Here is a 25,427-nt window from a genome sequence, read left to right on the forward strand (position 1 = left end):
AAGCGGTCGCTGCCTCGCCTGGGCCTGCGCAACTGGCGCGTGAGATGGCGTCTGACGGCGCTCATCCTCGTGCCCACCATCGCCGGCGTCGTGCTCGGGGGAGCACGTGTGGTCGGCTCGGTCCAGAGCATCGGCGACTACGACCGCACGGCCACCGCGGCCGAGCAGGCGGGCCGGATCAGGGACCTGGTGCAGGCACTCGGCCTGGAGCGTGACACGGGGGGCTGGATCGGGGCCTATCCCAAGCTGCGCAAGTCGAAGGCAGGCGAGCTCAACGAGTACAAGGGCGCCGTCGACAAGCTGGTCACGAGCGTCCGCGAGGACCTCGACGCCATCGACGACTCCTACGGCGAACGCGTCGTCAAGGCCGCCGGCCAGGCCAAGTACGACCTCAACCGGCTGGCCAAGATCCGCGCCGAGGGCCAGGCCGACACGATTCGGTACGACTTCCTGACCGACACCCTGCTCAAGCTGCACGACGAGCTGGCCCTGCTGTCGGACGACTCCCAGATCATCGGCCACTTCCGGGCCCTGAGCGCGCTCGCGCAGGCCAAGGAGGAGATGTCCCGCCAGCGCGTGCAGCTGCTGAAGAACTCCTATAACGTCGACGGCGTCGACGCCAAGGAGGTCGAGCGGTTCATCGCCTCCAACGCCCGCGAGCAGAGCGACATCGCCACCGTGGGCGCCGAGGCCGGTGTCGAGATCGGCCTGCAGCTGTCGAAGCTGCTGACCGGCAAGAACGAGTACGTCAACGTCCAGCTCACCAAGGCCCGCGCGGTCACCCTGGCCAGCGGCCGGGCCCCGGGCGTGCGCATCGCCGACAACCTGATCTCCTCCCGGTCCAACGCCCGCGAGCAGTGGTTCGGCGACAACAAGGTCGCGATCGGCGTCCTGCACGAGATCGAGAAGGACCTCGCCGACAAGGTGAACCTGCGCAGCCAGGAGCTGCGCGAGGCCGAGATCCGCAACGCCATCATCGCCGGTGTCCTGATCCTGGCGCTGCTGCTGGTCGTCCTGCTGCTCACCGTGGCCATCGCCCGTTCGATGGTCGGCCCGCTGCGCCGGCTGCGCACGGAGGCCCTGGAGATCGCCGGCTTCCGGCTTCCCGACGTGGTGCGCCAGCTCCGCGTCTCGGGCGAGGCCAGCACCGACGTGCGTCCGATCGAGGTCGAGGGCCAGGACGAGATCGGTGAGGTCGCGCGGGCGTTCGACCAGGTCCACCGGCAGGCCGTGCGCCTGGCGGGCGAGGAGGCCGAGCTCCGCAGCAACATCAGCTCGATGTTCGTCAACCTCTCGCGCCGTACCCAGACGCTGGTCGAGCGGCAGATCTCGCTGATCGACGGCCTGGAGAAGGGCGAGCAGGACGGCGGCCGGCTGTCCGACCTGTTCAAGCTCGACCACCTGGCCACCCGCATGCGGCGCAACTCCGAGAACCTCCTGGTCCTCGCCGGCCACGAGGCCACCCGCCGGCGCAGCCAGCCGGCCAAACTGGTCGACGTCGTGCGCGCCGCGCTGTCGGAGGTCGAGGGCTACGAGCGGGTCCAGGTCAAGGTCCACCGGGCCACGTCCGTCCAGGGCAGCGCCGCCAACGACCTCGTCCACCTGGTGGCCGAGCTGGTGGAGAACGCGATCCAGTTCTCCCCGAGCAACTCCCAGGTCCTGGTCTCCAGCAGTCTCATCGAGGGCGGCGGCGCGCTGCTGTCGGTGAGCGACTCCGGCATCAGCATGACCGAGGAGGAGCTGGCCGAGGCCAACCGCCGCCTGGCCGAGCCGCCGGTCGTGGACGTGTCGGTCTCCCGCCGCATGGGCCTGTTCGTGGTCGGCCGGCTGGCGCTGCGCCACGGCATCCGGGTGCAGCTCAGGAAGGGCGACGGCGCCGGCCTGATCGCCATGGTGCTGCTGCCGCCCACCCTGATCGCCGACGGCACGCAGCAGCCGCTGCCGCAGCGTCCGGCGTTCGGCGGCGGGACGGTGACGCCGCCCTCGCAGAACGGCTCGTTCCGGTCGTTCGGCAGCTTCGACTCGGTCGAGGCGAACGGCTCGCGGCCGGGTCCCGGCGATCCGGCCAGGTTCGGCCCGGGGCCGTCGGGGGCCTTCGGCGGCGCCCCGTCCGGGCCACCCGGGCCCTTCGACAGCGCGCCTTCAGGGCAGCCCGGGCCTTTCGACAGCGCGTCTTCAGGGCCGTCCGGGCCTTTCGACGTGCCTTCCGGGCCGTCGTCCTTCGACAGCCCGGCGCCGAGGCAGGGGCCCGGGGCGTTCAACTCCGACCCGGGCCGCAACGGGTTCAACTCCGACCCGGGCCGTCCGGTCAACGGGTTCACCGCCGACACCGACGGTGGCTCCTACCGGCGGCAGTCGTCGCCGTTCGACTCGGGGGCCTACCCGTCGTTGTCGTCGGGCAACGGCTCGTTCCCGTCGTACCCGGCGAACGGAGGGGCGTTCCCGACGCCGCCGCCGTACGCGACGAACTACGGGACGAACGACGTGCGCCGTCCCGACCCGGCTCCCTCGGTGGACGTCTCGCCGATGGAACCGGAGCAGGAGGAGTTTCTGCCGATCTTCGCGTCGGTGGAGTCCGCGTGGTTCCGCAGGCCGCCGGGGGAGTCGGCGCCCGAGGCGCCCTCGTCCGGCGAAAGCGGCGGTGAGGCGAGGCCCGCGCAAGCCGTACCCTCTGGGGAGGAAGCGTGGCAGACGGCCGCGGACGCCGGTTGGCGTGCGGCGGCCAAAGCCAGCGAGCCCAGCCTCGGCGGCGTGACCGCCGCGGGGCTCCCCAAGCGCACCCCCAAGGCCAATCTGGTCCCCGGCACGGCGAGCCAGCCCGCTCAGCAGCAGGCTCAGCAGTCGCAGCCGCCGGCGCCCCCGGTCTCAGCCGACCGGATGCGCAGCCGCATGGCCAGCTACCAAAAGGGTGTGCGACGGGGCCGCCAGGAAGTACGTGGACAGGAGGAACAGAGTGAGTAAGCGTCCCGCTGGGGAGGATGCGTGACCATGCTGAGCCATGAGGCGAACCGCTTCGACTGGCTGATCACCGACTTCGTGCGCAACACTCCGGGGGTCGCGCACGCCGTGGTCGTCTCCGCCGACGGCCTGTGCCTGGCGGCCTCCGAGGGCTTCCCGCCGGACCGGGCCGACCAGCTCGCGGCGGTCTCCGCCGGCCTGCTGAGCCTGACCGTGGGCGCGTCCAGGGTGTTCGAGGGCGGCTCGGTGTCGCAGACCGTCGTCGAGATGCAGCGCGGGCTGCTCCTGGTCATGGCGATCAGCGACGGCTCCGTGCTGACGGTGCTGGCGGGTCCGGATTGTGACATGGGGCTGGTGGCGTACCAGATGACGCTGCTGGTAGACAGAGCGGGACAGGCGCTCACGCCGGCCCTGCGCGCCGAACTCCAGGCCGCAAGGACCCGGTGATGTGATGGAACTGATGGGAGAGGGCCGTGTACGGCAGTGACGGGACCGGGGACGACGAGCCCCTGTTCCGTCCTTACGCGGTGACCGGCGGCCGTTCCGAGCCGCGGTATCACCTCGCGATGGAGACGTTGATCTCATCGATGTCGATCCCGGACGACGAGATGGCCATGCTCACCCCCGAGCAGGAGGCCATCATGCAGTTGTGCAGGACGTTCCGGTCGGTCGCCGAGATCTCGGCCCTGCTCCGCGTCCCGCTGGGCGTGGCGAGGGTGCTTGTGGCGGACATGTCAGACGAAGGTCTCGTCCGCCTGCACCAGCCACGCCTCAGCCAGGGACAACCAGACCTCAACATGCTCGAAAGGGTGCTCAGTGGACTTCGCAGGCTCTAGCCCCGGGCTCACTTCGACGAAGATCGTCGTCGCTGGTGGGTTCGGCGTCGGCAAGACGACGTTCGTGGGGGCGGTGTCCGAGATCCTCCCGCTCACCACGGAAGCGGTGATGACCGACGCGTCCGCGGGCATCGACGACCTCGGGTTGACGCCGAACAAGCAGACCACGACCGTCGCCATGGACTTCGGCCGCCTCTCGCTCGACCGCGACCTGATCCTGTACCTGTTCGGCACGCCCGGACAGCACCGGTTCTGGTTCATGTGGGACGACCTGGTCCGCGGCGCGATCGGTGCGGTGGTGCTGCTCGACACCCGCCGTCTGGCCGACAGCTTCCCCGCGATCGACTACTTCGAAGAGGCCAAGCTGCCCTTCGTGGTGGGCATCAACGGCTGGGACGGCCAGTTCATGCACACCGACGAAGAGGTGCGCGAGGCGCTGGCTCTGGGCTCGCACGTGCCGATCGTGCGCACCGACGCGCGTAACAGGGAGTCGGTCAAGTCGACGCTGATCTCGCTCGTCGAGCACGTCGTACGGCTGCGCGCGGCCCCCGTCCGCTAGTCGCCGACCGCCCACGGGACGCTCTCCAGCGAGTTGAGCACGGGCACCAGCGCCCGCTCCTCATAGTCGAAATGGGCCTCCAGCTCGGCGGCGACGCGTTCGATCGTCGCCGGGTCGCCGGCCGCGCGCAGCTCCTCGACCAGCGCCGCGATCACCTCGTGCTCGCGGCGCAGCCGGTCCAGCGGCTCCTTCAGCTCCGGGCGCGTCCCCTCCAGGAACGGGAACGCCACCCGGTCCTCGCCGGAGTGGTGGAAGCTCAGCGCGTCGCAGAAGGTCAGGCAGTGGGCCCGCAGGTCGTCGGTCACCGCCTCGCCCGCGCGCAGCTTCGCCAGCTCGCCCCTGAACCATTCGTGCACCTTGACCAGCTCGTCCCCGAAGGCCCGCACCCGCTCGTCCACGTCACTATCCTTTGCCTCAGACCACGACGTTTTTGCTTTGCAAGCAAAGCTAATTTAGACAGCAAGGTATTGGCGATGTCAACCGACGGCTTGAGCGTGGACGAAGGCATCAGGACGCTGCTGCTCCTGATGCCGCGCATGGTGGGCCGGGCCAAGCGGCTCAAGGTGCCCGAGGCGCTGCGGTCGTTGTCGCTGGCCCCCCGGCACCTGTCGTTGCTGGCCTACCTGCTGTTCGACGGCCCGACGACGGTCAACGAGCTGGCCGGGCGGCTGGAGGTGGCGCCGGCCACCGTGAGCCTGATGGTGGGGGAGCTGAGCAGGAAGGGCGTGCTGGAGCGCCGCGAGGACGACGCCGACCGGCGCCGGACGATCGTCAGCATCGCCCCGGCCCATCAGGAGGCGATCACCGAATGGCTCGGCTACGGCGCCACGGCCTGGCGGGCCGCCCTCGACCCGCTGACGCCGCAGGAGCGGCAGACGTTCGTGCGCACCATGCTGGCCTACGAGCAGGCGCTGTCAGGCCGATGACCTGCTGTTGACCAGCACCTCGACGCCGTCGAGCACGCGCTGGAGGCCGAACTCGAAGGCGTGCTCGGGGCTGTAGGGCGCCTGGAGCTCCTCCCCGGCCGCCTGGCCCACGCGCGAGGCCGTGGGGAACAGGACGGGGTCGGAGATCCGGCTGAGGAAGGGCGCGTGCGCGGCCCACCACTGCTGGTCCGTCATGCCGGTCAGGCTCTCGGCCTGGGCGGCCTCCACCGCGCCCCTGGCCGTGCCGTGCACGAAGCCGGTGACCAGTGTGATCACCGAGTCCATCTCCAGGTCGGTCAGGCCGATGCCGTCGATGGCGCGCAGCTCGTAGTCGTACTTGGCGGTGACGTTCGGGCCGAGGACCGGGCGGCTCGATGCCACCTGGAGCAGCCACGGGTGGCGCAGGTAGAGGGCGAAGTTCTCGCGGGCGATGAGCTCCAGCCGGTCGCGCCAGCCGCCGGGCACGTCCTCGGGGCGGGCGGTCTCGCCGTAGACGGTGTCGAGCATGACGTCGAGCAGCTCCGGCTTGCCCGGCACGTACGTGTAGAGCGACATCGTGCCGACGCCCAGCTTCTCCGCCACCCGGCGCATGGACAGCGCCTGCAGCCCTTCGGCGTCGGCCACGTCGATGGCGGCGCGGACGATGCGCCCGACGCCCAGCTCCGGTTTGCCCTTGCGGCTGGCCCGCTCGCTCGTCCGCCACAGCAACGCCAGACTGCGCGCCGGATCGCCCTTGCCCGGGTACTCAACTGTCACCCTCGTACGGTACACCGTACGGTTGCCGACTTCGATCGTATGTTGTACGGTACGCCGTACGATTCAATCGGGAGGTGGCCATGTCCGCAGTGCTCGCCCAGGGCCTGCGCAAGACGTACGGCACGAAGACCGCGCTGGACGGCATCGACCTCGACGTGCCCGCGGGCACGGTCTACGGCCTGCTGGGGCCCAACGGCGCGGGGAAGACCACGACCGTCCGCATCCTCACCACGCTCCTGCGCCCGTCGGACGGCCGGGCCCAGGTGGCCGGGTTCGACGTGACGGCCGAGCCCCGCCGGGTCCGCGCCGCCATCGGCCTGGTCGGCCAGCAGACGGCCGTGGACGAGATCCTGACCGCCCGCCAGAACCTGGAGCTGTTCGGCCGCCTCTACCACCTGAGCGCGTCCGCCGCCCGCGCCAGGGCCGCCGAACTGCTGGAACGCTTCGGCCTGGCCGAGCACGACGGCCCGGCCAAGGAGCTGTCCGGCGGCCTGCGCCGCCGCCTCGACCTGGCCGCGAGCATGATCCTGGCGCCGCCCGTGCTCTTCCTCGACGAGCCCACCACGGGCCTCGACCCGCGCAGCCGCGCCGGGATCTGGAGCGCGGTGCGCGAGCTGGTCGCGGGCGGCACGACCGTGCTGCTGACCACCCAGTACCTGGAGGAGGCCGACCAGCTCGCCGACCGCGTCGCGGTGATCGACTCCGGCCGGGTGGTGGCGGAGGGCACTCCTGAGGCGCTGAAGTCCAAGCTCGGCGGCGATCGGCTCGACGTGGTGATCAACGACCCGGCGCGGCTCGACGAGGCGGCGGCGATCCTCTCGGCGACGGCCTCGGGCGCCGCCGAGCTCGACCGGGACACCCGGCACGTCAGCGCCCCGGTGGCCGACCGCGTGAGCGCGCTCACCCGGGTCCTGCCCGCGCTGGCGGCGGCCGGCATCGAGGCCGAGGACGTCGCGCTGCGCCGGCCGACCCTCGACGAGGTCTTCCTGAACCTGACGACCACCGGAGGCGACCGATGACCGCACTCAGATGGGCGCTGGCCGACGGCTGGACCGTCGCCCGCCGCGACCTGATCCACTGGGCCAACCAGCCCATGACGGTGGTCTTCGGGGTGCTCTTCCCCGTGGTGATCACCCTGGCGTTCGGCTACCTGTTCGGCGGCGCGGTCGAGGTGCCCGCGGGCGCGGACTACTTCGCCTTCCTCATGCCCGGCATGTACGGCATGACGATGCTCTTCGGCCTGAGCTCCACCATGATGGCCGTGTCCGCGGACGTCGCCAAGGGCGTCACCGACCGCTTCCGGTCGATGCCCATGGCGCCGTCGGCCGTGCTGATCGGCCGGGCCGTCGCCGACCTGCTCAACTCGGTCCTGATCCTGGGCGGGCTGCTGCTCTGCGGCCTGGCGGTGGGCTGGCGGCCGGCGAGTGCCGGGGGAGCGCTCGGCGCGGTCGGCCTGCTGCTGCTCCTGCGCTTCTCCCTGTTGTGGGCGGGCATGTACCTGGGCCTGCTCACCCGGGAGCCGGGCGCGGTGGTCGCGATCCAGACGCTGGAGTTCCCGATCGGGTTCCTGTCCAACGCCTTCGTCGCGCCCGGCACCATGCCCGGCTGGCTGGGCGCGATCTCGGAGTGGAACCCGCTCTCCTCCACGGTCGCCGCCGCCAGGGAGCTGTTCGGCAACCCGGGCTGGGGCGGCGACTCGTGGGTGGCCCGGCACGCCGTGCCGATGGCCGTGCTGTGGCCGGTGGCGATCACCGTCGTCTTCTTCGTCCTGTCGGTACGGCTGTACCAGCGCATGGACCGGTGAGGACGGCTCAGGCGCGGCGGTGGAAGTCCACGGGGTCGGGAGACAGGGGAGTGTTGCCGAGGATCAGGTCGGCGGACTTCTCGGCGAGCATCATGACCGGGGCGTAGATGTTGCCGTTGGTGACGTACGGCATGGCGGAGGCGTCCACGACGCGCAGGCCGTCGAGGCCGTGCACGCGCATGGTGCCGGGGTCCAGCACGGCCAGGTCGTCCACGCCCATCTTGCAGGTGCACGACGGGTGGAGGGCCGTCTCGCCGTCCTTGGCGACCCAGGCCAGGATCTCCTCGTCGGTGCTGACGTCCGGGCCGGGGGAGAGCTCGCCGCCGTCCAGGCCGGCCCAGGCGGGCTGGGACAGGATGGCGCGGGCGTGCCTGATGGCCTCCACCCACTCGCGGCGGTCCTGCTCGGTCGAGAGGTAGTTGAAGCGGAGCGCCGGCTTGTCGCGGGGGTCGGCCGACCGGATGCGCACCGAGCCGCGGGCGTCGGAGTACATCGGGCCGATGTGCACCTGGTAGCCGTGGCCGCCGGCCGGGGCCGAGCCGTCGTAGCGCACGGCGATCGGCAGGAAGTGGAACATCAGGTTCGGGTACGCCACGTCGTCGTTCGAGCGGATGAACCCGCCCGCCTCGAAGTGGTTCGTGGCGCCGGGGCCGCGCCGCAGGAACAGCCAGTCGGCGCCGATGAACGGCCGCCGCCACATGGCCAGCGACGGCTGCTGCGAGACCGGCCGGGTGCAGGCGTGCTGGACGTAGACCTCCAGGTGGTCCTGGAGGTTCTCGCCGACGCCCGGCAGGTCGTGCACCACCTTGACGCCCACGGACTCCAGGAGCGCCTTCGGGCCGACCCCCGAGAGCTGGAGCAGCTGGGGGGTGTTGATCGCGCCCCCGCACAGCACGACCTCGCGCGCCTCGATGCGCTCGCCGCCGCACTGGACGCCCACCGCCCGCGTGCCCTCGAAGAGCACCTTCTCCACGTGGGCCCGCGTCCTGACCGTGAGGTTGGGACGGCGGCGCACCGGATGCAGGTAGGCGCGGGCCGCGCTGAGCCGCCGGCCCCGGTGGACGTTGCGGTCGAAGGCGGCGAACCCCTCCTGGCGGTAGCCGTTCACGTCGTCGGTGAGGGGGTGACCGGCCTGCTGGACGGCCTCGAAGAACGCCTCGAACAGCGGGCCGCGGGCCGGGCCGCGCTCCAGCTTCAGCGGGCCGTCGTCGCCCCGGAACGGCGAGCCGGGGTCGGCCAGGCAGTTCTCCATGCGCCTGAAGTAGGGCAGGCAGTGGGCGTAGTCCCAGTTCTCCATGCCGGGATCGGCGGCCCAGCGCTCGTAGTCGAGCGGGTTGCCGCGCTGGAAGATCATCCCGTTGATGCTGCTGGAGCCGCCCAGGACCTTGCCGCGGGCGTGGTAGATGCGCCGGCCGTTCATGTGCGGCTCGGGCTCGGACTCGTACTTCCAGTCGTAGAACCGGCTGCCGATGGGGAACATCAGCGCGGCCGGCATGTGGATGAAGACGTCCCAGAGGTAGTCCGGCCGGCCCGCCTCCAGCACCAGCACGGACACCGACGGATCGGCGCTCAGCCGGTTGGCCAGGGCGCAGCCGGCCGAGCCGCCGCCCACGATGACGAAGTCGAAGCTCAACGCGGGATCCAGTCCTTCCACACGATCTTGTTCTCCTCCACCCACTGCCGGGCGGCCTGCGCGGCGGACTTCCTGCCGTTGAGCATGTCGCTCGCCACGGCGTTCTGGTTGTCGTTGGTCCAGGTGAAGTTGCGCACCAGCTCGTACGCCTTCCCGCCGCGCTCGGCGAACCGCCTGCTGACGATCTTGTCCAGCAGGTACGGCGGGTAGTCGCAGGCGACCTTGGCGGGCACGTCGTCGCAGCCGATCGCGTACGCGGGCAGGTTGACCTTGACCAGTTTGACCCTGGTGAACAGCCATTGCGGCTCGTAGAAATACATGAGCAGGGGCGTGCGATTCTTCGTCGCGGACTGCGCGGCCTTGATCAGGGCGTCCTCGCTGCCGGAGTAGACGACCTTGTAATCGAGGTTGAGGTTCTTGATGAGAGCCTCGTCGTTGGTGACGAATGCCGGATCCCCGTCGAGCACCTGACCCAAATTTCCGGTTTTGGAGGTCCGGAATAGGGGGGCGTACTTGTTCAGGTTCCGATAGTCGGTTATGTCGGGATATTTCTTGGCCATCCACTCGGGGACGTACCAACCGATCACACCTTTGTTGCCGGTGAGGCCGGCCGACAGCGCCACCTTCTTCTGCTCGATGTACTCCTTCTTCAGGTCGTTGTGTCCCCAGTTCTCGACGATCACGTCGACCTTGCCGGATTCGAAATCGCGCCAGGAATCGCTCTCGTTCATCTTGCGCGTGTTGACCTTGTAGCCCAGCTCGTGTTCGAGCAGGTAGGCCAGGACGGCGGCCTGGGCCTCGTACCCGACCCAGGCGTGGACGTCGAGGTTGACCGTCCCCTTGGGCGCGGCCCCGGTCTCGGGGGCGCCCCCGGAGCAGGACGTCAGGAGCAGGGCCGCGAGCAGCGGCCCGATCAGCTTCTTGGTTCGCATGAGAGGTCTCCGCGACCGCGACCCCTCCGGCGCGCGGCCGGAGGGGGCACGGTCAAGAGGGGTCACTTGGGGATCCAGCCCTGCCACTTGGCGGTGTTCGCCTCGACCCACTTCTTGGCGGCCTGCTCGCCGGTCAGGCCGTTGTTGGTCATGTCGTTGGCGACCGCATTCTGGTCCTCGTTGGTCCAGCTGAAGTTCTTGACCAGCTCGTACGCCTTGCCGCCGGTGTCGGCGAACTTCTTGCTGACGATCTTGTCGAGGTCCAGCTCGGCGTAGTCGCAGGCGACCTTCTTGGCGTCGGCGTCACAGCCCTCGGTGTACGGGGGCAGGTTCACCCGGGTCAGCTCGACCTTGTCGAACAGCCAGTGGGGCGTCCAGAAGTAGAACAGCAGCGCCTTCTTCTGCGCCTGCGCCTGCTCGGCCGCCTTGAGCAGGGCCGCCTCGCTGCCGCCGGTCACCACCTTGTAGTTCAGCTTGAGGTTCTTGACCAGGGCCTCGTCGTTGGTGACGTAGCTGGGGTCGCCGTCGAGGAGCTGGCCCTTGCCGCCGGACTCCGACGTCTTGAACAGGTCGGCGTACTTGTTCAGGTTCTTGGAGTCGGTGATGTCCGGGTACTTGTCGGCCATCCACTTGGGCACGTACCAGCCGATGACGCCCTTGTTGCCGGTGGAGCCCGCCGAGAGCGCGACCTTCTTCTCGTCGATGAACTTCTTCTTCAGGTCCGGGTGACCCCAGTTCTCGATGATGACGTCGACGTCGCCCGTCTCGAAGCCCTCCCAGGCGACCTGCTCCTTGATCTCGGGCAGCTCCACGTCGTACTTGAGCTCGTTCTTCAGCAGGTAGGCGACGACGTTCGCGCTGGCCTCGTACCCGACCCACGGGTTGATCGCGATCTTGACGGTGCCCGTCGTCGCCGCGCCGGAGGTGGCGCCGGTCGACGGGGCGGCGGAGCTGGGGGAGGTCTCCACCTTGGCGCCACCGCCGCAACCCACGGCGGTGAGGCCGACAACGAGCAGGCCTGCGAGCAGGCGAATCTTCATGTGCGCTTCCTCTTTCGGGGGGAAGGGCGCCTGTCGGCGCCCTGCGTGATGCGGTCGAGCATGACTCCGAGCAGGACGGTCGCGATGCCCGCCACGAAGCCCATGCCGAAATCCGTGCGCTGGGAGAAGCCGACGACCACGTCGTAGCCGAGCGCGCCCGCCCCGACCAGGCCGCCGACGACGACCATGGCCAGCGTCATCACGATGCCCTGGTTGGCCGCGAGCAGGATGGCCCGTCGCGCCATCGGGAGCTGCACCTTCCACAGGAGCTGGCCAGGGGTCGAGCCCGCCGACGCGGCCGCCTCGACGACCGTGGCGGGCACCCCTCTGATGCCGTCCTCGACCAGGCGCACCACGGGCGGCACCGCGTAGATCACCGAGGCGAAGATCGCGGTGAACCGGGTCGTCTCGAACAGCGCCAGCGCCGGCAGCAGGTAGACGAACGCGGGCATGGTCTGGGCGGCGTCCAGCAGCGGGCGCTGGATCGCCGAGTAACGCGGCGAGCGGGCCGCGGCCACGCCCAGCAGCAGGCCGACGACCAGGGTGACGAACACCGCCACCGCGACCGTGGTCATCGTCTGCATGGCGTGCTCCCACACGCCGAGCAGCGCGATCGCCAGCAGGCAGCCGAGCGCGGTCAGCGCCGGACGCAACCCGCTCACCCGCCAGGCCAGCGCCAGCACCGCGAGGGCGATCAGCCACCACGGTGCCGAGATGAGCAGGCCCTCCAGCGGGTTGAGCAGGACGGCCGAGGTCAGATCCTTGACGAACGTCGTGACCGGGTACCAGGTCGTCTCGGCCCAGCGCACGGCGTCGTTCACCGCGCCGGCGAAGGTGACGGTCAAGCCGTCCGGCCAGCCCGACGGCAGCGCGAACCCGGCCACCACCCCCACGCCGGCCAGCGCCGCCGCGACCACCAGGTCGAGCCGGCCGGCCCTCGCGTGCGCCTGGCGGCGGGCCACCGACATGAGCATGCGGTCGAGCACCACGGCCATGACCACGATCGCCAGGCCGGCCGGGAGCATGATGCCGACCTGGGCCCGCGACAGGCCGCGGATGATGTCGCCGCCCAGGCCGGGGGCCGAGATCAGGTTCGCGATCACCACCATGGACAGCGCCATCATGATGGTCTGGTTCACCGCCAGCGCCATCGTCGAGCGGGCCAGCGGAAGTTGCACCTTGAACAGGGTCTGCCGGCGGGTGGCGCCCAGCGACGCCGACGCCTCGACCGCCGTGGCGGAGACCCCCTCGACGGCCAGCGCCGTGATGCGGATCGCGGGCGGGATCGAGTAGATCATCGTCGCGATCGCCCCGGCCGGAGCGCCGATGTGGAAGAACAGCACGAGCGGCGCCAGGTAGGCGAACGTCGGCATGATCTGCATGACGTCGAGCACCGGCGTCAGCACCCGGCGCACCCGCGCCGACAACCCCGCCCACACGCCGAGCGGCACGCCGACCGCCAGCGACAGCAGCACCGAGGCCGCCACCAGCGCCAGCGTGTCCACGCTCGACTGCCACAGGCCGAGCACCCCGAACGCGCCCACGCCCGCCGCCGCGAGCAGCGCGACGCGCCGGCCACCGGCGAGCCAGCCGAGCGCGCCCAGGACGCCGATCAGCCCCGGCCAGTTCAGGGCCGTGAGGACGGTCTGGAAGAAGGTGTAGACGCCGTCGACGAACAGCCGGATGTAGTTGAGGAAGTACAGGAAGAGCGGGCTCTCGTTCCGGTGGTCGTCGATCCACTCGCGCAGGTCGGTGACCGCCAGGAACTGCGGCGCCTCCTTGTCGTGCGGCAGCGTGCCGGTGTCCCGGAAGAGCAGGTACGCTACGGCGAACAGCACCGCGACCCCGGCCGGACCGGCCCACCTCGGGATCCTGAGCCTGCCGGGGGCGCTGACCGCGGTGGTGCTCACGCGCCTGCCCTAACCGCCGCGTCCTCGCCGGCCAGGAAGGACAGCAGGTCCACGCGGTCCACGACGCCGGCCAGCTCGTCGCCGTCCATCACCCGGATCGGGCGGGAGGAGGCCGAGGCCGCGGCGATGGCGTCCTTGATCAGGGTGGTGACGGGGAGCTGCGGGCCGTCCAGCGGCTCGCCGGGCTCGGGATCGCGGCGGATCCAGCGCAGCGTCAGCACGTGGCTGCGCGGCACGTCCCGGACGAAGTCGGCCACGTAGTCGTCGGCCGGCGCGCCCACCAGCTCCTCGGCCGTGCCGAGCTGCACGATCGAGCCGTCGCGCATGATGGCGATCCGCTCGCCCAGCTTGAGCGCCTCGGACAGGTCGTGGGTGATGAACACCATCGTCTTGCCGACCTCGCGGTGCAGCCGGATCACCTCGGCCTGCATGTCGCGCCGGATCAGTGGGTCGAGCGCGCTGAACGGCTCGTCGAACAGCATCACCTGGGGATCGACGGCCAGCGCGCGGGCCAGGCCGACACGTTGCTGCATGCCGCCGGAGAGCTGGTCGGGATAGGCGTCGGCGTGGCCGTCGAGGCCCACGAGGGAGAGGATCTCGGCGGCCCGCGCGTGCCTGGCCGCCTTGGCGGTGCCCTGGATCTCCAGACCATAGGCAACGTTGTCAAGGACCTTACGGTGCGGCAACAGCCCGAAATGCTGGAAGACCATGCTCACCTGGTGGCGGCGCAGCTCGCGCAGCCGGGCGGGGGAGGCGCGGCCGACGTCCTCGCCGCCGATCCTGATCTCGCCGGCGCTGGGCTCGACGAGCCGGGTCAGGCAGCGTACGAGGGTGGACTTGCCGCTTCCCGACAGGCCCATGACGACGAAGACCTCGCCGGGGCGCACCTCGAAGCTCACGTCGCGGACGGCGGCGGTGCAGCCGGTCCTCTCTCGCATCGCGGCGGGGTCGAGGTGTCTGTCCTCGCTGTCCAGCACCTTTTGCGCCCTGGATCCGAAGATCTTCCAAAGCCCGTCGACGCTGATAGCCGCGCTGTCGGGAGAATCCCGCACCCTCGCCTCCTCGATTGCCGGGGGCTCAACATATGCGGTGAATAACGCAAATCTCAACGCTGTGACCCGTGAGAGACCTGGCCGCTCCTCCGGTGTTATGTGCTTGGAACGCGCTAATCGCCCATATGTGGACATATAAACAGATGGCGGGTTATTTCTGGCCGGACGGAGAGCGAGATGGGGCTCCAGCTTCTCGTCTCACTGGACACAGAAGTTGAATTGCGTCCCGATATGTGCGGGTGGCCACGCCCGCTTAGGATGTGTTCCAATTACCCGCACTTGCTGATTTCTCTCAAGGGGCACAGCCCTGACAAATACGCCGATTCGGGCGAGGTGCGTTCGGTGACAACACAGCTGGGCGAGAGGCAGGCCGCCGAAGGCAACTGGCGCCTGCGCAATTGGCGCGTACGTGCGCGCCTGGTCGCCCTCATCCTGGTGCCGACGGCCGCCGCCGTGCTGCTGGGCGGCGTCCAGGTGCTGTCCTCGACGGGCGCCGCCGCCGACTACGACCGGACGAACCGATTAGCCATGCTCTCGGAGCAGGTGGGCGACCTGACCCACCAGCTCGCCGGCGAGCGGGCCAAGACCGCCTGGTACATCGCCAGGAATCGGCCCGTCGTCGGGATCGGCGCCGTCCAGTCCCAGATGGACCAGGTGGACGTCGCCATCAAAGAGGTACGCGGCACCGCCCAGCAGATCCTCGCCGACGTCGAGGGCCGTACCGCCGACCAGATCGAGAACATGCTCAGCCGCCTGGACGACCTGACCTCGCTGCGTCAGCAGGCCCTGGACGCCAACCTGCTCCCCGGCCCCGCCGTCGACCTCTACACGACGGTGATCAACGAGCTGCTCTCCATCCACACCGAACTCATCAAGGGCAGCTCCGACGACGAGCTGTTCCGCCAGACCCGCATGCTGGACGGCCTGGCCCGGGCGAAGGAGAGCGTCTCCTACCAGCAGGCGCTGCTGACCACCGTCCTCGTCGAGGGCGCCTTCGGCCAGGACCAGCTCAAGCGCTTCCTCGGCGAACTGTCCAGCGAGAACGCCGAGCGCCAGGGCTTCGCCGCAGAGGCCACCGCCGACGAGCGCCGCTTCTTCGACGAGACCGTGAACGGCCGCAGCGCCGACCGCATGCTGTTCCTGCGCGAGCTCGTGCTCATCAGGGCGTCGGCCTCGCTGCCGCTGCGCGGGCTGGACCTGGCCAAGCGCGACGACGCGAAGGAGTGGTTCGACGCCTCCAACGTCGTCGTGGACTCCATGCGCACGGTCGAGCAGCGTCAGGCCGCCGGGATCGTGGCGCGCAGCCGTACGCTCAGCGGCGAGGAGCAGCAGCGGGCGCTGGTCATCGCGGGCGCGGTGCTCGCGTTGCTCGTCGCCGTCCTGCTGATCACCACCGGCGTGGCCAGGTCGCTGGTCCGGCCGCTGCGCAGGCTGCGCGGCGAGGCGCTGGAGATCGCCGGGCACCGGCTGCCGGACTTCGTCCAGCATCTGCGCGAGTCGCGCGACGGCGCGGTCAACGCCGAGGTGCCGCCCATCGGCATCTTCTCCAAGGACGAGGTGGGCGAGGTCGCCCGCGCCTTCGACGAGGTGCACCGCGAGGCCGTGCGGCTGGCGGGCGACGAGGCGCGGCTGCGCTCCAACGTCAACGCCATGTTCGTCAACCTGTCGCGGCGCAGCCAGACCCTGGTCGAACGGCAGCTCACCCTGATCGAGCGCCTGGAGCGCGGCGAGCGCGACGACGAGCGCCTGGGCGACCTGTTCAAGCTCGACCACCTGGCCACCCGCATGCGCCGCAACAGTGAGAACCTGCTGGTCCTGGCCGGCCAGGAGGCCGCGCGCAAGTGGAGCGAGCCGGTCGAGCTCATGGACATCGTGCGCGCGGCGCTCGGCGAGGTCGAGAGCTACGACCGGGTCAGCGTCCAGGTGCAGTCGGACGTCGCCATCGCCGGTCAGGCCGTCACCGACGTGGTGCACCTGCTGGCCGAGCTGGTCGAGAACTCGGTCTCCTTCTCCTCCAGGGACACCAAGGTGATCATCTCCAGCAGCCGCATCGACGGCGGCGGGCTGATGGTCTCGGTGACCGACAACGGCATCGGCATGACCCCCGAGGAGCTGGCCGAGGCCAACTGGCGGCTGGCCAACCCGCCGGTGGTGGACGTGTCCGTGTCGCGGCGGATGGGCCTGTTCGTGGTCGGGCGGCTCGCGCTGCGGCACAGCATCAAGGTGCAGCTCCGCCGCCAGGACATCGGCGGCCTGACCGCGATGGTGCTGATCCCGGAGATGCTGCTCACCGCCGTCCCGGGCGCGACGGCCGGGCCCCTGCACGGCTCGATGGCGGCGCACGGCTCGATGGCCGGCGGCGTCCAGGCCGCCATGACGGGCGCGGGACGGCCGGAGCGCGGACGGGCCGAACCCTTCCACAATGCCGAGCCCTTCCAGAGCGCGGAGTCCTTCCACAGCGCCGAGCCCTTCCAGAGCGCGGAGCCCTTCCAGAGTCCCGAGCCGTATGCGCCGCCCACGGCCCCGATGCCCGCCTACGGGCACCCGTCGTTCGACGCCATGCCGTTCCCGTCCGCGTCGCCGGCCGAGTCGTCGCCGTCCCCGTCCGGGGCGGCGTCGGAGTCGTCGTGGTTCACCTCGACCGCGACGCACTCGGTCGAGCTGCCGCAGCCGGACGCGCAGGGCACGTCGTACCCGTCGTTCGCCACGGGCCCCGAACCGGCCGAGCCGGCGGCCACGAACGAGTTCCTGCCGATCTTCGCCTCGGTCGAGGAGAGCAGCTGGTTCAGCAAGGCCGCGCCGACCGCCGACCGGCGGGACCCGTCCTGGTCATCGCCCGCCGACCAGGGCTGGCAGGCGGCGAACACGACCGCCGAGCCCGCCAGGAGCGGCACCACGAACTCCGGCTTGCCCAGGCGCACGCCGCGAGCGAATCTGGTGCCGGGCACCGCTGTCCCCCAGCCGCCGCCCGCACCAGTTCCTCCGCTGTCCCCTGACCGGCTGCGCAACAGGCTGGCCAGCTACCAGCAGGGCGTGCGCAAGGGCCGCGCCGAGCTAGAGGAGGACTGATGAAGGAGCTGAGCCAGGGGGCCAGGGACATCAACTGGCTGGTGAGCGCGTTCGTCGAGGAGGTGCCCGGCGTGGCCCACGCCGTGGTCGTCTCCGCCGACGGGCTGCCGATGGCCTTCTCCCGCGGCTTCCCCAAGGACCGGGCCGACCAGCTCGCCGCCATCGCGGCCGGGCTGGTCAGCCTCACGCAGGGGTCGGCGCGGGTCTTCGAGGGCGGCGGCGTCACCCAGACCCTGGTGGAGATGGAACGCGGGCTGCTGCTGGTGATGTCCATCAGCGACGGCTCGTGCCTGGCGGTACTGGCCGCGCCCGACTGTGACATGGGCCTGGTGGCGTACCAGATGACGATTCTGGTGGAACGCACGGGGCAGGTGCTGACCCCTGCCGTACGGGCGGAGTTGTCATCCGCGCGCCCCTGGTGATGGGAGTGGACGTTGGCATCGTGGCATGACCGTGAGCCGGAGCCCGAGCGCAGCTCGCTGGTGCGCATGTACGCCGTCACCGGCGGCAGGACGGCGCCACGCACCGGCCTGGCCATGGAGGCGCTGGTCTCGTCGGCGACCTCCGCGCGGCTCGGCATGACCTACACCCGCGAGTTTCGCGCCATCAGCGAGCTGTGCCGCCAGGTGCGCTCGGTGGCCGAGATCTCCGCGCTGCTGGCCGTCCCGCTCGGCGTCGCGCGGGTGCTGGTCGCCGACATGGAGGCCGACGGGCTGGTCAAGATCTACCAGCCGCAGCTTGAGGCCGGCCTGCCGGACAGGAGGCTGCTCGAAAGGGTCCTGAGCGGGCTCCGCCGCCTCTGACGCCCGTGTCTACTGGGCGTTCCACCAGTGCGCGGCCACCAGTTCGGCCACCAGCGTCTCGGTGAGCAGCGCCACGTCGGGGTCGTCGTCGTGCGCGTAGCGGATCGCCGCCGCGGCGTCCTTCACCTCGCCGCCCACGGAGATCACCGTGGAGCCGCGCTCGCGCACCCAGTCCATGGCCTGCCCGTCGTAGCGGGAGCCGGGGAAGAGCAGCGCCCGGTAGTCGAGGGTCTTGGTGAGGTAGACGTCCACGTGCGACCAGTCGCCCGCCTCGCAGGCGTCGGCCGCGCGGCGCGGGCCTTCGCGGAGCATCAGCGCCGACTGCTCGGCCGACGACAGCCGCTCGGCCGGGGCGATCGTGTAGACGCCGTCGGGGCCGTCGAGCAGCTCCAGGGTCGGCGGGAGCCAGTCGTCGCGGCGGTCCAGCAGGTCGCCGGTGGACTCCGCGGCCCGGTCGAGCAGTGCGGGCAGGTCGCGTCCGGTTCCGGTGAGGCGGGCTTCGAGCGCCAGCAGCAGGGCCAGCGTGTGCTGGAACGTCCGGCAGGCCACGCCGCCGCGCTCCTCGCCCGCGCTCATGGGGACCACCAGGTCGGCCGCCTCGGTGACGGGCGAGCCGGGCACGTTGGTGATCGCGGCCACGTACGACGGGCCCCCGGCGTAGCGGGCGAGCGCGTCGAGGGTCTCGCGGCTGCCGCCGGTGGCCGAGATCGGCACGACCAGCGTGCCGGGACCGGCCGGGTAGGTCGCCGCGGCCGAGGCGTAGTCGGCGTAGGCGTCCACGCCGGCCGCGCGCAGGCGCAGGGCCGCCACCCCGGCGGCGTACCGGGAGCTGCCCATGCCGAGGAACAGCACCCGGCGCACCCCTTCCGGCAGCCCGGCGAAGGGGTCGGCCGCGCGCAGCCCGTCGGCGAGGGCGGCCAGGGCGGCGGGCTTGGCCTCCAGGTCGGCCAGGTAGAGCTCGGAATTCACGGCAGGTTCTCCTCGGGGTACCAGGTGCGCAGCACGCCCATGGGGGCGTAGCGCCAGCGGGGCAGGTGGCGGGCGGCGTAGATCAGCTCGCGGCACTCCTGCTCGACCTCGAACGGGCGCAGCAGCGTCTCGTCCAGGAGGTCGGGCCGGCCCTTGTCGGACAGGCGGCGGCGGTAGGCGGCCAGCAGGCCGGCGCGGGCCTTCGCCGCCCAGGCCGCGGCGTGGGCGGACGGGGTGCCCCGGCGGACGATCGCGACCTGGGCCACGTGCTCCAGGCTGGTGGTGAGCTGGGCGACGTCCCTGGCGGCCGGCTGACGGGCGGCGGTGTCGGCCACGGTGGGGTTGCCGTCGAAGTCGATCACGGCGTACCCGTCGCGCCACCGCAGGATCTGGCCCACGTGCAGGTCGCCGTGGATCCTGATCGACGGGCCCGTGACGCCCGCCCGCAGCGGCTCCAGCTCGCGGGCCAGATCGGCGGCCCGCGCGGCCAGCCACTCGCCGTCGGCGCCGTCGGTGAGGGCCAGGGCCTCGGCCAGCGCGTCCGCGGCGCGCGCCGCCGGGTCCGCCTGCCGCCCGGACGAACCGCCGGGCAGGGTGGCCAGCGCCACGTGCAGGTCGGCGGCCAGGCGGCCGAGCTCGCCGGCGAACTCCGTGCCGCCCGACTCGGCCTCGTCCACGCACCACTCCCAGCCGTCGCGCGCCTCGGGCAGGTAGCCCGTCACCAGCGCCAGCAGTTCCTCGCCGGCGTCCGACGCGCGGGTCAGGGCCAGGTAGGGAGGCGCGGTGCCGGCGAAGCCGACCTCGACGAGATGGGCGAAGATCTCGGGCGTCGGGTGGGGGAGCGGGACCGGCGGGGTCAGCCACTTCACGACCACCCGCTCGTCCACCACGACCGAGTGGTTGGTCTGGTCGACGTGCGGCCCGAAACCGCGCTCGGCGGCCGTCGCCGCGAGGGCGGGAAGGTCATGGAACCGGCGGACGGCGAACGGGGACGGCGGGTCGTGCGCCAGCGCGCGCAGGAGGCTCGTGGACAGGCCGTGGTCCCGGTCGGAGACGGGCTCCTCCGCGAGGGCAGCGAGCCGACGCGCAATTGAATCCCAGTTCAACAGATTGCCCATGGTTCCCGATCGACGTGTGGGTAGGAAGTCTCGCTCATGTTGATATCGGCTGCAACTTGGTCCGGCCGCCGGTAATCGGAGCGGGTCATCGCATTAGCGCAAATGCCGCCTCGCCAGGCAGGAGGGTACTGTCCTGATCGAGGTGGTCACTCCGGATTTCCGGAGGAGGGCGCCTGCGGGCGGACGGCTCGTCCCGACCGGTCCGACGGGGACCGTGGCGGCGAAGTCGATCGGACCGGCCCGGCCCGGCGGCGCCCCTCATCCCGCCCTGGGCAGATCCTGATCCTTCGCCCGATTCCTGAGCCCCCGCCAGGTACCGCACGCTCCCGAACCGCTAGATTACGGCTGGGAGAGATGGCGCGAAGAGCGCGGCCCAAAGGCGGTCCGTACGCGAGGTGAGAGGCCCCTCACGGACCGGGATGAGGCGACTCCGTTATTGAATCCAGATTCAACACTCTGATCAAACTTCCTGGTAGCAATGTCGGGAAAAGTCTTGCTCATGTTGATTTCTGCTGCAACACTCCTGCTCTGGTCTGCCGTGTCCAGTAAGGTCGCGCGACCCCTCAATCCTCAGCACCAGAAGGAGTAGCGGCCGTGTCCCGTAACCGGTTCACCCGTCGTCTTCCGGCCGCCGTGGCGGTGGCCGGCCTCGCGCTAGCCGTCGCGGCGTGCGGCGGTGAGTCGTCGACCAGCTCAGACGGCACGACCGCGGCCAAGGCAGAGCAGCTCCAGCCCAACGCCGACCTGACCAAGCAGTCGCTCAAGGTGACGGTCTGGCCGGGTTACACGCCCGAGGAGCTGCCCGAGAAGGTCAAGCAGCAGCTCAAGGTCAAAGAGATGGCGATCACCAACCACGACACCAACGAGCTGGCGATGGCCAAGCTGACCGCCTCCGGCGACAGCGGCATCGACGTCGCGTTCGTGTCCGGTCAGTACGCCCAGGCGCTCAACGCCCAGGGCCTGCTGGAGCCCATCCACGCCGAGCTGATCCCCAACCTGGCCAATCTCTACCCCGAGGCCACCCAGCTCTCCTACGACAAGGGCAACAAGTACTCGGTGCCCTACACCTGGGGCACCACCGGCATCTGCTACCGCAGCGACCTGGTGAAGACGCCGCCGACGAGCTGGAACGACATCCTCAAGCCCGCGTCCTGGGCCGAGAAGAAGGTCACCATGATGACCACCGAGCGCTGGCTGGTCCTGCCCGCGCTCAAGTCGCTCGGCTACTCGGTCAACACCGAGAAGGACGAGGAGATCGCCAAGGCCAAGGAGCTCCTGGTCTCGCAGAAGCCGCACCTGCTCTCCTATGACGACACCACCTTCGGCGACAAGCTGAAGTCCGGCGAGGCGATCATGGTCGAGGCGTGGGACGGCTGGTGCCCCACCACGGACGAGAAGCAGAACATCAAGTTCGTGGTGCCGAAGGAGGGCAGCGACCTCTGGGTGGACACCATGGTGATCATGAAGTCCTCCAAGAACAAGGAGGCGGCCCACGCCTTCATCAACATGATCCTCGACCCGGAGATCCACCGCTGGGCGGCCGAGAACATCAACTACAAGGTCCCCAACAAGGCCGCCATGGACAAGGTGACCATCGCCAAGGGCTCGCTGCTGGACATCAAGCCGGCGGAGCTGCTCAACGGTGAGTCGATCATCGACCTGGGGCAGGCGTCGACCAAGTTCAGCCGCCTGTCGCAGGAAGTCACGGCCGGATAGTCGTTGGTGCAGTGAGATCCGAGGTCAAGGCCCGGCCGGTGTCCCGTAAGCGGGGTCGCCGGCTGGGCGCGTTCGTTTTCCTTTCGCCAGGTCTGACGTACCTGGTCGTGCTCCTCCTCGTGCCGCTGGGGCTGGTGCTCAGCTACACGGTCTTCCAGCGGGGGCGCTTCGGCGGCATCTTCTACGAGTTCACGCTGGAGAACTTCCAGCGCCTGTTCGACTCCCTCTACCTGGGGGTCGTCGGCGACTCGCTGAAGATGGCGGCGATCGCCACGCTGATCGCGTTGCTGCTCGGCTACCCGACGGCGTACCTGATCGCCCAGCTCCCGCCGAAGTGGAAGACGATCGCCCTGGTGGCGATCGTGCTGCCCTTCTGGACGAACTTCATCATCCGCGTCTACGCGTGGATCATCATGCTCAGCGGCCCGGGGCTGATCAACTCCCTGCTGGGCACGAAGCTGGAGCTGCTCTACACCCAGGGCACGATCGTCGTCGGCCTGCTCTACTCGTACCTGCCGCTCATGGTGCTGCCGCTGTACTCCTCGATCGAGAAGCTCGACCCGCAACTGCGCGAGGCGTCGGCGAACCTCGGGGCCTCGGCGTTCACCACGTTCAGGAAGGTGACGCTGCCGCTCACGCTGCCCGGCGCGCTGACCGGGGCGATGTTCGTGTTCGTGCCGAGCTTCGGCAACTTCGTCATCCCCGAGATGCTCGGCGGCAGCAAGTCGATCATGGTGGGCAACCTGATCCGCAACCAGTTCCTGACCGCGCGCGACTGGCCGTTCGGCTCGGCGCTGGTGCTGGCGCTGATCGCCCTGCTGGTCCTGCTGCTGCTCGTCCAGGCGTGGGCGGCCCGCCGTGCGTAGGCCCAAGCTGCTGTACGTGCCCTTCTGGGCGACCTACGTCTTCATGTACGTGCCGATCATCGTCCTGGTCGTCATGTCCTTCAACTCCGGCAAGTCGGCCTACACCTTCGAGGGCTTCAGCCTGAAGTGGTACGGCGAGCTGGCCGCCGACGAGAAGGTCCGGGACAGCCTGGTCAACACGCTGATCGTGGCCCTGGGCTCGACGGCGATCGCCACCGTGCTCGGCACGCTGCTGGCCGTCGGCCTGGCCCGGTACACCAGGTCCAAGATCCTCGACGCGGTCGCGCTCATGCCGGCCGTGCTGCCCGACCTGGTGCTCGGGATCGGCCTGCTGGTCCTGTACGCCCTGATCAACAACTTCCTGGCCCAGTGGGACGCCCAGTTCGCGCTCGGGCTGCCCACGGTGACCCTCGCGCACGCCCTGTTCTCCATGGCGTTCGTCGCGGCCGTGGTGCGCACCCGGCTCACCGGCGCCGACCCCTCGCTGGAGGAGGCCTCGCGCGACCTGGGGGCCGGGCCGGTGGTCACGTTCATGAAGATCACGCTGCCGCAGCTCCTGCCCGGGATCGTCGCCGGGGCGCTGCTGGCGTTCACGCTGTCGCTGGACGAGTTCGTGATCGCCTTCTTCACGATCGGCAACGCCGAGCCGACGCTGCCGATCGTCATCTACTCAATGGTTCGTTTCGGGGTGACCCCGAAGATCAACGCGCTGGCCGCGATCCTGCTCCTCGTGAGCTTCACGGCAGTGATCGCCGGGCAGCGGATGACCAAGATCGGGAGATCGCGTGCTCAGGATTGACGGGATCACCCGCAGGTTCGGCGACGTCACCGCGCTCGACGACGTCTCGCTGGAGATCGAGCAGGGCGAGTTCTTCGCCCTGCTCGGGCCGTCCGGCTGCGGGAAGACCACTTTGCTGCGCATCATCGCCGGGTTCGAGTCGCCCGACGCCGGCACGGTCACGCTCGACGACGAGGACCTGCTGGCCAAGCAGCCCAACCGGCGGCCGATCAGCCTCATGTTCCAGTCGTACGCGCTGTTCCCGCACATGACCGTGGCCAAGAACGTGGCCTACGGCCTGGAGCGCGAGAAGCTGCCCCGGGCGGAGATCAAGCAGCGCGTCGGCGAGGTGCTGGAGACCGTGGGCCTGTCGGCGCACGCCTCGCGCAAGCCCGCCCAGCTGTCCGGCGGACAGCGGCAGCGGGTCGCGCTGGCGCGTTCCATCGTCAAGCGGCCGCGTCTGCTGCTGCTCGACGAGCCGCTGTCGGCCCTGGACAAGAAGGTCCGCGCGGACATGCAGCTGGAGCTCAAGCGGCTCCAGCACGAGGTCGGCATCACCTTCGTGGTCGTCACGCACGACCAGGAGGAGGCCATGTCGCTGGCCGACCGCATCGCGGTCTTCGACAGCGGCACCGTGCGCCAGGTGGACGCCCCCGTCGCCCTGTACGAGCGCCCGCGCTCGCCGTTCGTGGCCGACTTCGTCGGGGCGAACAACCTCTTCGAGGGCGTCTACACCGGCCTGGACGGGATCAAGAGCGACGAGTTCGGCATGCTGGCCGGAACGCCGCTCGACGAGCTCGCCGCCGACACCAAGGCGCTGCTCGCGGTCCGTCCCGAGAAGATCGAGCTGGCCGACGAGAACGCGGCCAGGGGCCTGAAGGGCAGCGTCCTGGACGTCAGCTTCTACGGCGGCGTCTCACACATCTCCGTGGACGTGCCGGGACGGGCCAAACCCGTGCTCGCCGCCGTTCAGGGAGCGAGCACGGTGCAGCCCGGCGCCAAGGTGAAGGTGCGCTGGGAGACCCAGGACGCCGTCATCATGACGGTCGATCAATGAGCCAGGTCGTTGCCCGTCGCCGCCCGCGCGTACGACAGGATCAGCTCGGCCGCCTCGTCGGGCCCGATCAGCGGGTGGCGGGCGGTGATGCGGTAGCCGTAGGCATCCTCCAGGGCCACCAGGTTGCGCGCGACGGTCACGGAGTCGGCCGTCAGCCGGAAGACCCCGAGCGCGGCCCCCGTGTCCAGGATCGCCTGGTACATCGACACCTGGCGGTCGTACAGCGACGTGAGCAGCACGCCGTAGACCCGGTGCCGGCCCGCGGCGCCGCCCAGCTCGTTGAGCAGTCGCACGTCGGGGTCGAGCGGCCCGGTCGGCAACCCCGACCGGATCGTGACGACCAGCTTCTCGACCGGGTCGGTGAAGTCGGCCAGGCGGCGCATGCGCAGCTCGTAGAAACGTTCCATGCCCGCGTGCTGCGCCTCGACCAGGAGTTCGCCCAGGTCGGGGTAGTGGTAGAGCACGGCTCCGGAGGTCAGGCCGGCCTCCTCGGCGACGTGCGAGAGCTGTACTCCGTCGATTCCATGACGGATGATGGCTCGGCGCGCGGCCTCGATCAAGTCGATGCGCCGGTCACTACGGCTTTTGCGCTGGGCCACGACCACCACCCCCCGTGCGTTTGGTCACCATTCAGATCGGCCGTGA

General features: G+C 70.1%; 24 protein-coding genes. 14 read left to right on the forward strand and 10 right to left on the reverse strand.

The genetic code is table 11. The features are described 5' to 3' along the window. Positions 1-39: 39 nt before the first annotated feature. From AB0J97_RS45620 to AB0J97_RS45635, 4 genes are read left to right on the forward strand one after another with little or no spacing between them, the layout of a single operon-like run. A complete protein-coding gene (locus tag AB0J97_RS45620) occupies positions 40-2,961 on the forward strand; it encodes a nitrate- and nitrite sensing domain-containing protein (protein ID WP_364101908.1) in 2,922 nt (973 codons plus the stop codon). 27 nt (positions 2,962-2,988) lie between these two features. Beyond that, a complete protein-coding gene (locus AB0J97_RS45625) occupies positions 2,989-3,405 on the forward strand; it encodes a roadblock/LC7 domain-containing protein (protein ID WP_357695326.1) in 417 nt (138 codons plus the stop codon). 26 nt (positions 3,406-3,431) lie between these two features. Continuing rightward, positions 3,432-3,794 carry a DUF742 domain-containing protein gene (locus AB0J97_RS45630; protein ID WP_125631446.1) on the forward strand — a complete coding sequence of 121 codons (363 nt, stop codon included), beginning with the start codon at positions 3,432-3,434 and terminating at the stop codon, positions 3,792-3,794. After that, positions 3,775-4,353, forward strand: coding sequence for an ATP/GTP-binding protein (locus AB0J97_RS45635; protein ID WP_357695329.1), 579 nt, complete (start codon positions 3,775-3,777; stop codon positions 4,351-4,353). Before AB0J97_RS45630 ends, AB0J97_RS45635 begins: the two co-directional genes overlap by 20 nt. Here the strand turns inward: AB0J97_RS45635 and AB0J97_RS45640 are convergent. Then, positions 4,350-4,751, reverse strand: a complete 402-nt coding sequence (locus tag AB0J97_RS45640; protein ID WP_364101913.1) for a hemerythrin domain-containing protein — start codon at positions 4,749-4,751, stop codon at positions 4,350-4,352. The two genes, AB0J97_RS45635 and AB0J97_RS45640, sit on opposite strands and share 4 nt — an antisense overlap. Before the next feature lie 75 nt (positions 4,752-4,826). On the opposite strand from AB0J97_RS45640, the gene AB0J97_RS45645 reads away from it, so the two are divergent. Continuing rightward, positions 4,827-5,279, forward strand: coding sequence for a MarR family winged helix-turn-helix transcriptional regulator (locus tag AB0J97_RS45645; RefSeq protein WP_364101916.1), 453 nt, complete (start codon positions 4,827-4,829; stop codon positions 5,277-5,279). Here AB0J97_RS45645 and AB0J97_RS45650 read toward each other — a convergent pair. After that, the gene (locus tag AB0J97_RS45650; protein WP_364101919.1) at positions 5,268-6,035 is read right to left on the reverse strand and encodes a TetR/AcrR family transcriptional regulator; all 768 of its coding nucleotides are present in this window, start codon (positions 6,033-6,035) and stop codon (positions 5,268-5,270) included. The two genes, AB0J97_RS45645 and AB0J97_RS45650, sit on opposite strands and share 12 nt — an antisense overlap. Before the next feature lie 80 nt (positions 6,036-6,115). Here AB0J97_RS45650 and AB0J97_RS45655 point away from each other — a divergent pair, with 80 nt between their 5' ends. Both AB0J97_RS45655 and AB0J97_RS45660 read left to right on the forward strand, forming a co-directional pair. Beyond that, entirely contained in the window at positions 6,116-7,054 is a 939-nt protein-coding gene (locus tag AB0J97_RS45655) for an ATP-binding cassette domain-containing protein (protein ID WP_357695337.1), read from the forward strand. Further along, positions 7,051-7,839 carry an ABC transporter permease gene (locus tag AB0J97_RS45660; RefSeq protein WP_364101923.1) on the forward strand — a complete coding sequence of 263 codons (789 nt, stop codon included), beginning with the start codon at positions 7,051-7,053 and terminating at the stop codon, positions 7,837-7,839. Before AB0J97_RS45655 ends, AB0J97_RS45660 begins: the two co-directional genes overlap by 4 nt. Positions 7,840-7,846: 7 nt before the next feature. Here the strand turns inward: AB0J97_RS45660 and betA are convergent, their stop codons facing one another. The 5 genes from betA to AB0J97_RS45685 all read right to left on the reverse strand — a co-directional run bounded on the left by betA (position 7,847) and on the right by AB0J97_RS45685 (position 14,331). Next, positions 7,847-9,493: a choline dehydrogenase gene (betA, locus tag AB0J97_RS45665; RefSeq protein WP_364101926.1), complete on the reverse strand. Its 1,647-nt coding sequence runs from the start codon at positions 9,491-9,493 to the stop codon at positions 7,847-7,849. After that, a complete protein-coding gene (locus tag AB0J97_RS45670; protein ID WP_364101929.1) occupies positions 9,469-10,404 on the reverse strand; it encodes an ABC transporter substrate-binding protein in 936 nt (311 codons plus the stop codon). The genes betA and AB0J97_RS45670 overlap by 25 nt, the downstream gene beginning before the upstream one ends. 62 nt (positions 10,405-10,466) lie before the next feature. Continuing rightward, a complete protein-coding gene (locus AB0J97_RS45675; protein WP_364101932.1) occupies positions 10,467-11,444 on the reverse strand; it encodes an ABC transporter substrate-binding protein in 978 nt (325 codons plus the stop codon). Continuing rightward, positions 11,441-13,354: an ABC transporter permease subunit gene (locus AB0J97_RS45680; protein ID WP_364101935.1), complete on the reverse strand. Its 1,914-nt coding sequence runs from the start codon at positions 13,352-13,354 to the stop codon at positions 11,441-11,443. The genes AB0J97_RS45675 and AB0J97_RS45680 overlap by 4 nt, the downstream gene beginning before the upstream one ends. Continuing rightward, on the reverse strand, positions 13,351-14,331 hold the full coding sequence (locus tag AB0J97_RS45685) for a betaine/proline/choline family ABC transporter ATP-binding protein (protein WP_364101938.1): 981 nt from the start codon (positions 14,329-14,331) through the stop codon (positions 13,351-13,353). Before AB0J97_RS45685 ends, AB0J97_RS45680 begins: the two co-directional genes overlap by 4 nt. 417 nt (positions 14,332-14,748) lie before the next feature. Here AB0J97_RS45685 and AB0J97_RS45690 point away from each other — a divergent pair, with 417 nt between their 5' ends. The 3 genes from AB0J97_RS45690 to AB0J97_RS45700 are packed head-to-tail and all read left to right on the forward strand — an operon-like array spanning position 14,749 to position 18,278. Then, positions 14,749-17,475, forward strand: a complete 2,727-nt coding sequence (locus AB0J97_RS45690; RefSeq protein ID WP_364101941.1) for a nitrate- and nitrite sensing domain-containing protein — start codon at positions 14,749-14,751, stop codon at positions 17,473-17,475. Continuing rightward, complete coding sequence (locus AB0J97_RS45695) at positions 17,475-17,897, forward strand: roadblock/LC7 domain-containing protein (protein WP_352321436.1); 423 nt, start codon at positions 17,475-17,477, stop codon at positions 17,895-17,897. Before AB0J97_RS45690 ends, AB0J97_RS45695 begins: the two co-directional genes overlap by 1 nt. Positions 17,898-17,909: 12 nt before the next feature. Further along, positions 17,910-18,278 carry a DUF742 domain-containing protein gene (locus AB0J97_RS45700; protein ID WP_364101944.1) on the forward strand — a complete coding sequence of 123 codons (369 nt, stop codon included), beginning with the start codon at positions 17,910-17,912 and terminating at the stop codon, positions 18,276-18,278. A gap of 9 nt (positions 18,279-18,287) precedes the next feature. Here the strand turns inward: AB0J97_RS45700 and AB0J97_RS45705 are convergent, their stop codons facing one another. Both AB0J97_RS45705 and AB0J97_RS45710 read right to left on the reverse strand, forming a co-directional pair. Continuing rightward, positions 18,288-19,247, reverse strand: coding sequence for an SIS domain-containing protein (locus AB0J97_RS45705; protein WP_364101947.1), 960 nt, complete (start codon positions 19,245-19,247; stop codon positions 18,288-18,290). Further along, positions 19,244-20,365: a hypothetical protein gene (locus AB0J97_RS45710; protein WP_364101950.1), complete on the reverse strand. Its 1,122-nt coding sequence runs from the start codon at positions 20,363-20,365 to the stop codon at positions 19,244-19,246. The genes AB0J97_RS45705 and AB0J97_RS45710 overlap by 4 nt, the downstream gene beginning before the upstream one ends. 594 nt (positions 20,366-20,959) lie before the next feature. Between AB0J97_RS45710 and AB0J97_RS45715 the strand changes: the two genes are divergently transcribed. From AB0J97_RS45715 to AB0J97_RS45730, 4 genes are all read left to right on the forward strand, one after another. Further along, positions 20,960-22,081 carry a spermidine/putrescine ABC transporter substrate-binding protein gene (locus tag AB0J97_RS45715; protein ID WP_357695358.1) on the forward strand — a complete coding sequence of 374 codons (1,122 nt, stop codon included), beginning with the start codon at positions 20,960-20,962 and terminating at the stop codon, positions 22,079-22,081. Positions 22,082-22,188: 107 nt separating this feature from the next. Beyond that, positions 22,189-22,947: an ABC transporter permease gene (locus AB0J97_RS45720; RefSeq protein WP_364101953.1), complete on the forward strand. Its 759-nt coding sequence runs from the start codon at positions 22,189-22,191 to the stop codon at positions 22,945-22,947. Next, complete coding sequence (locus AB0J97_RS45725; protein ID WP_357695362.1) at positions 22,940-23,746, forward strand: ABC transporter permease; 807 nt, start codon at positions 22,940-22,942, stop codon at positions 23,744-23,746. Before AB0J97_RS45720 ends, AB0J97_RS45725 begins: the two co-directional genes overlap by 8 nt. After that, entirely contained in the window at positions 23,733-24,782 is a 1,050-nt protein-coding gene (locus tag AB0J97_RS45730; RefSeq protein ID WP_364101957.1) for an ABC transporter ATP-binding protein, read from the forward strand. Before AB0J97_RS45725 ends, AB0J97_RS45730 begins: the two co-directional genes overlap by 14 nt. Here AB0J97_RS45730 and AB0J97_RS45735 read toward each other — a convergent pair. Beyond that, the gene (locus AB0J97_RS45735; protein WP_357695366.1) at positions 24,776-25,381 is read right to left on the reverse strand and encodes a TetR family transcriptional regulator; all 606 of its coding nucleotides are present in this window, start codon (positions 25,379-25,381) and stop codon (positions 24,776-24,778) included. The two genes, AB0J97_RS45730 and AB0J97_RS45735, sit on opposite strands and share 7 nt — an antisense overlap. Positions 25,382-25,427 lie beyond the last annotated feature (46 nt).

It is taken from the genome of Nonomuraea sp. NPDC049607, from assembly GCF_040675375.1.
Lineage (GTDB): Bacteria > Actinomycetota > Actinomycetes > Streptosporangiales > Streptosporangiaceae > Nonomuraea.

Bases quoted from the DNA above. Each gene is read 5' to 3' on its own strand.
- AB0J97_RS45625 (WP_357695326.1), top strand. From the start codon at position 2,989: ATGCTGAGCCATGAGGCGAACCGCTTCGACTGGCTGATCACCGACTTC.
- AB0J97_RS45645 (WP_364101916.1), top strand. From the start codon at position 4,827: ATGTCAACCGACGGCTTGAGCGTGGACGAAGGCATCAGGACGCTGCTG.
- AB0J97_RS45655 (WP_357695337.1), top strand. From the start codon at position 6,116: ATGTCCGCAGTGCTCGCCCAGGGCCTGCGCAAGACGTACGGCACGAAG.
- AB0J97_RS45660 (WP_364101923.1), top strand. From the start codon at position 7,051: ATGACCGCACTCAGATGGGCGCTGGCCGACGGCTGGACCGTCGCCCGC.
- AB0J97_RS45670 (WP_364101929.1), bottom strand. From the start codon at position 10,404: ATGCGAACCAAGAAGCTGATCGGGCCGCTGCTCGCGGCCCTGCTCCTG.
- AB0J97_RS45675 (WP_364101932.1), bottom strand. From the start codon at position 11,444: ATGAAGATTCGCCTGCTCGCAGGCCTGCTCGTTGTCGGCCTCACCGCC.
- AB0J97_RS45695 (WP_352321436.1), top strand. From the start codon at position 17,475: ATGAAGGAGCTGAGCCAGGGGGCCAGGGACATCAACTGGCTGGTGAGC.
- AB0J97_RS45710 (WP_364101950.1), bottom strand. From the start codon at position 20,365: ATGGGCAATCTGTTGAACTGGGATTCAATTGCGCGTCGGCTCGCTGCC.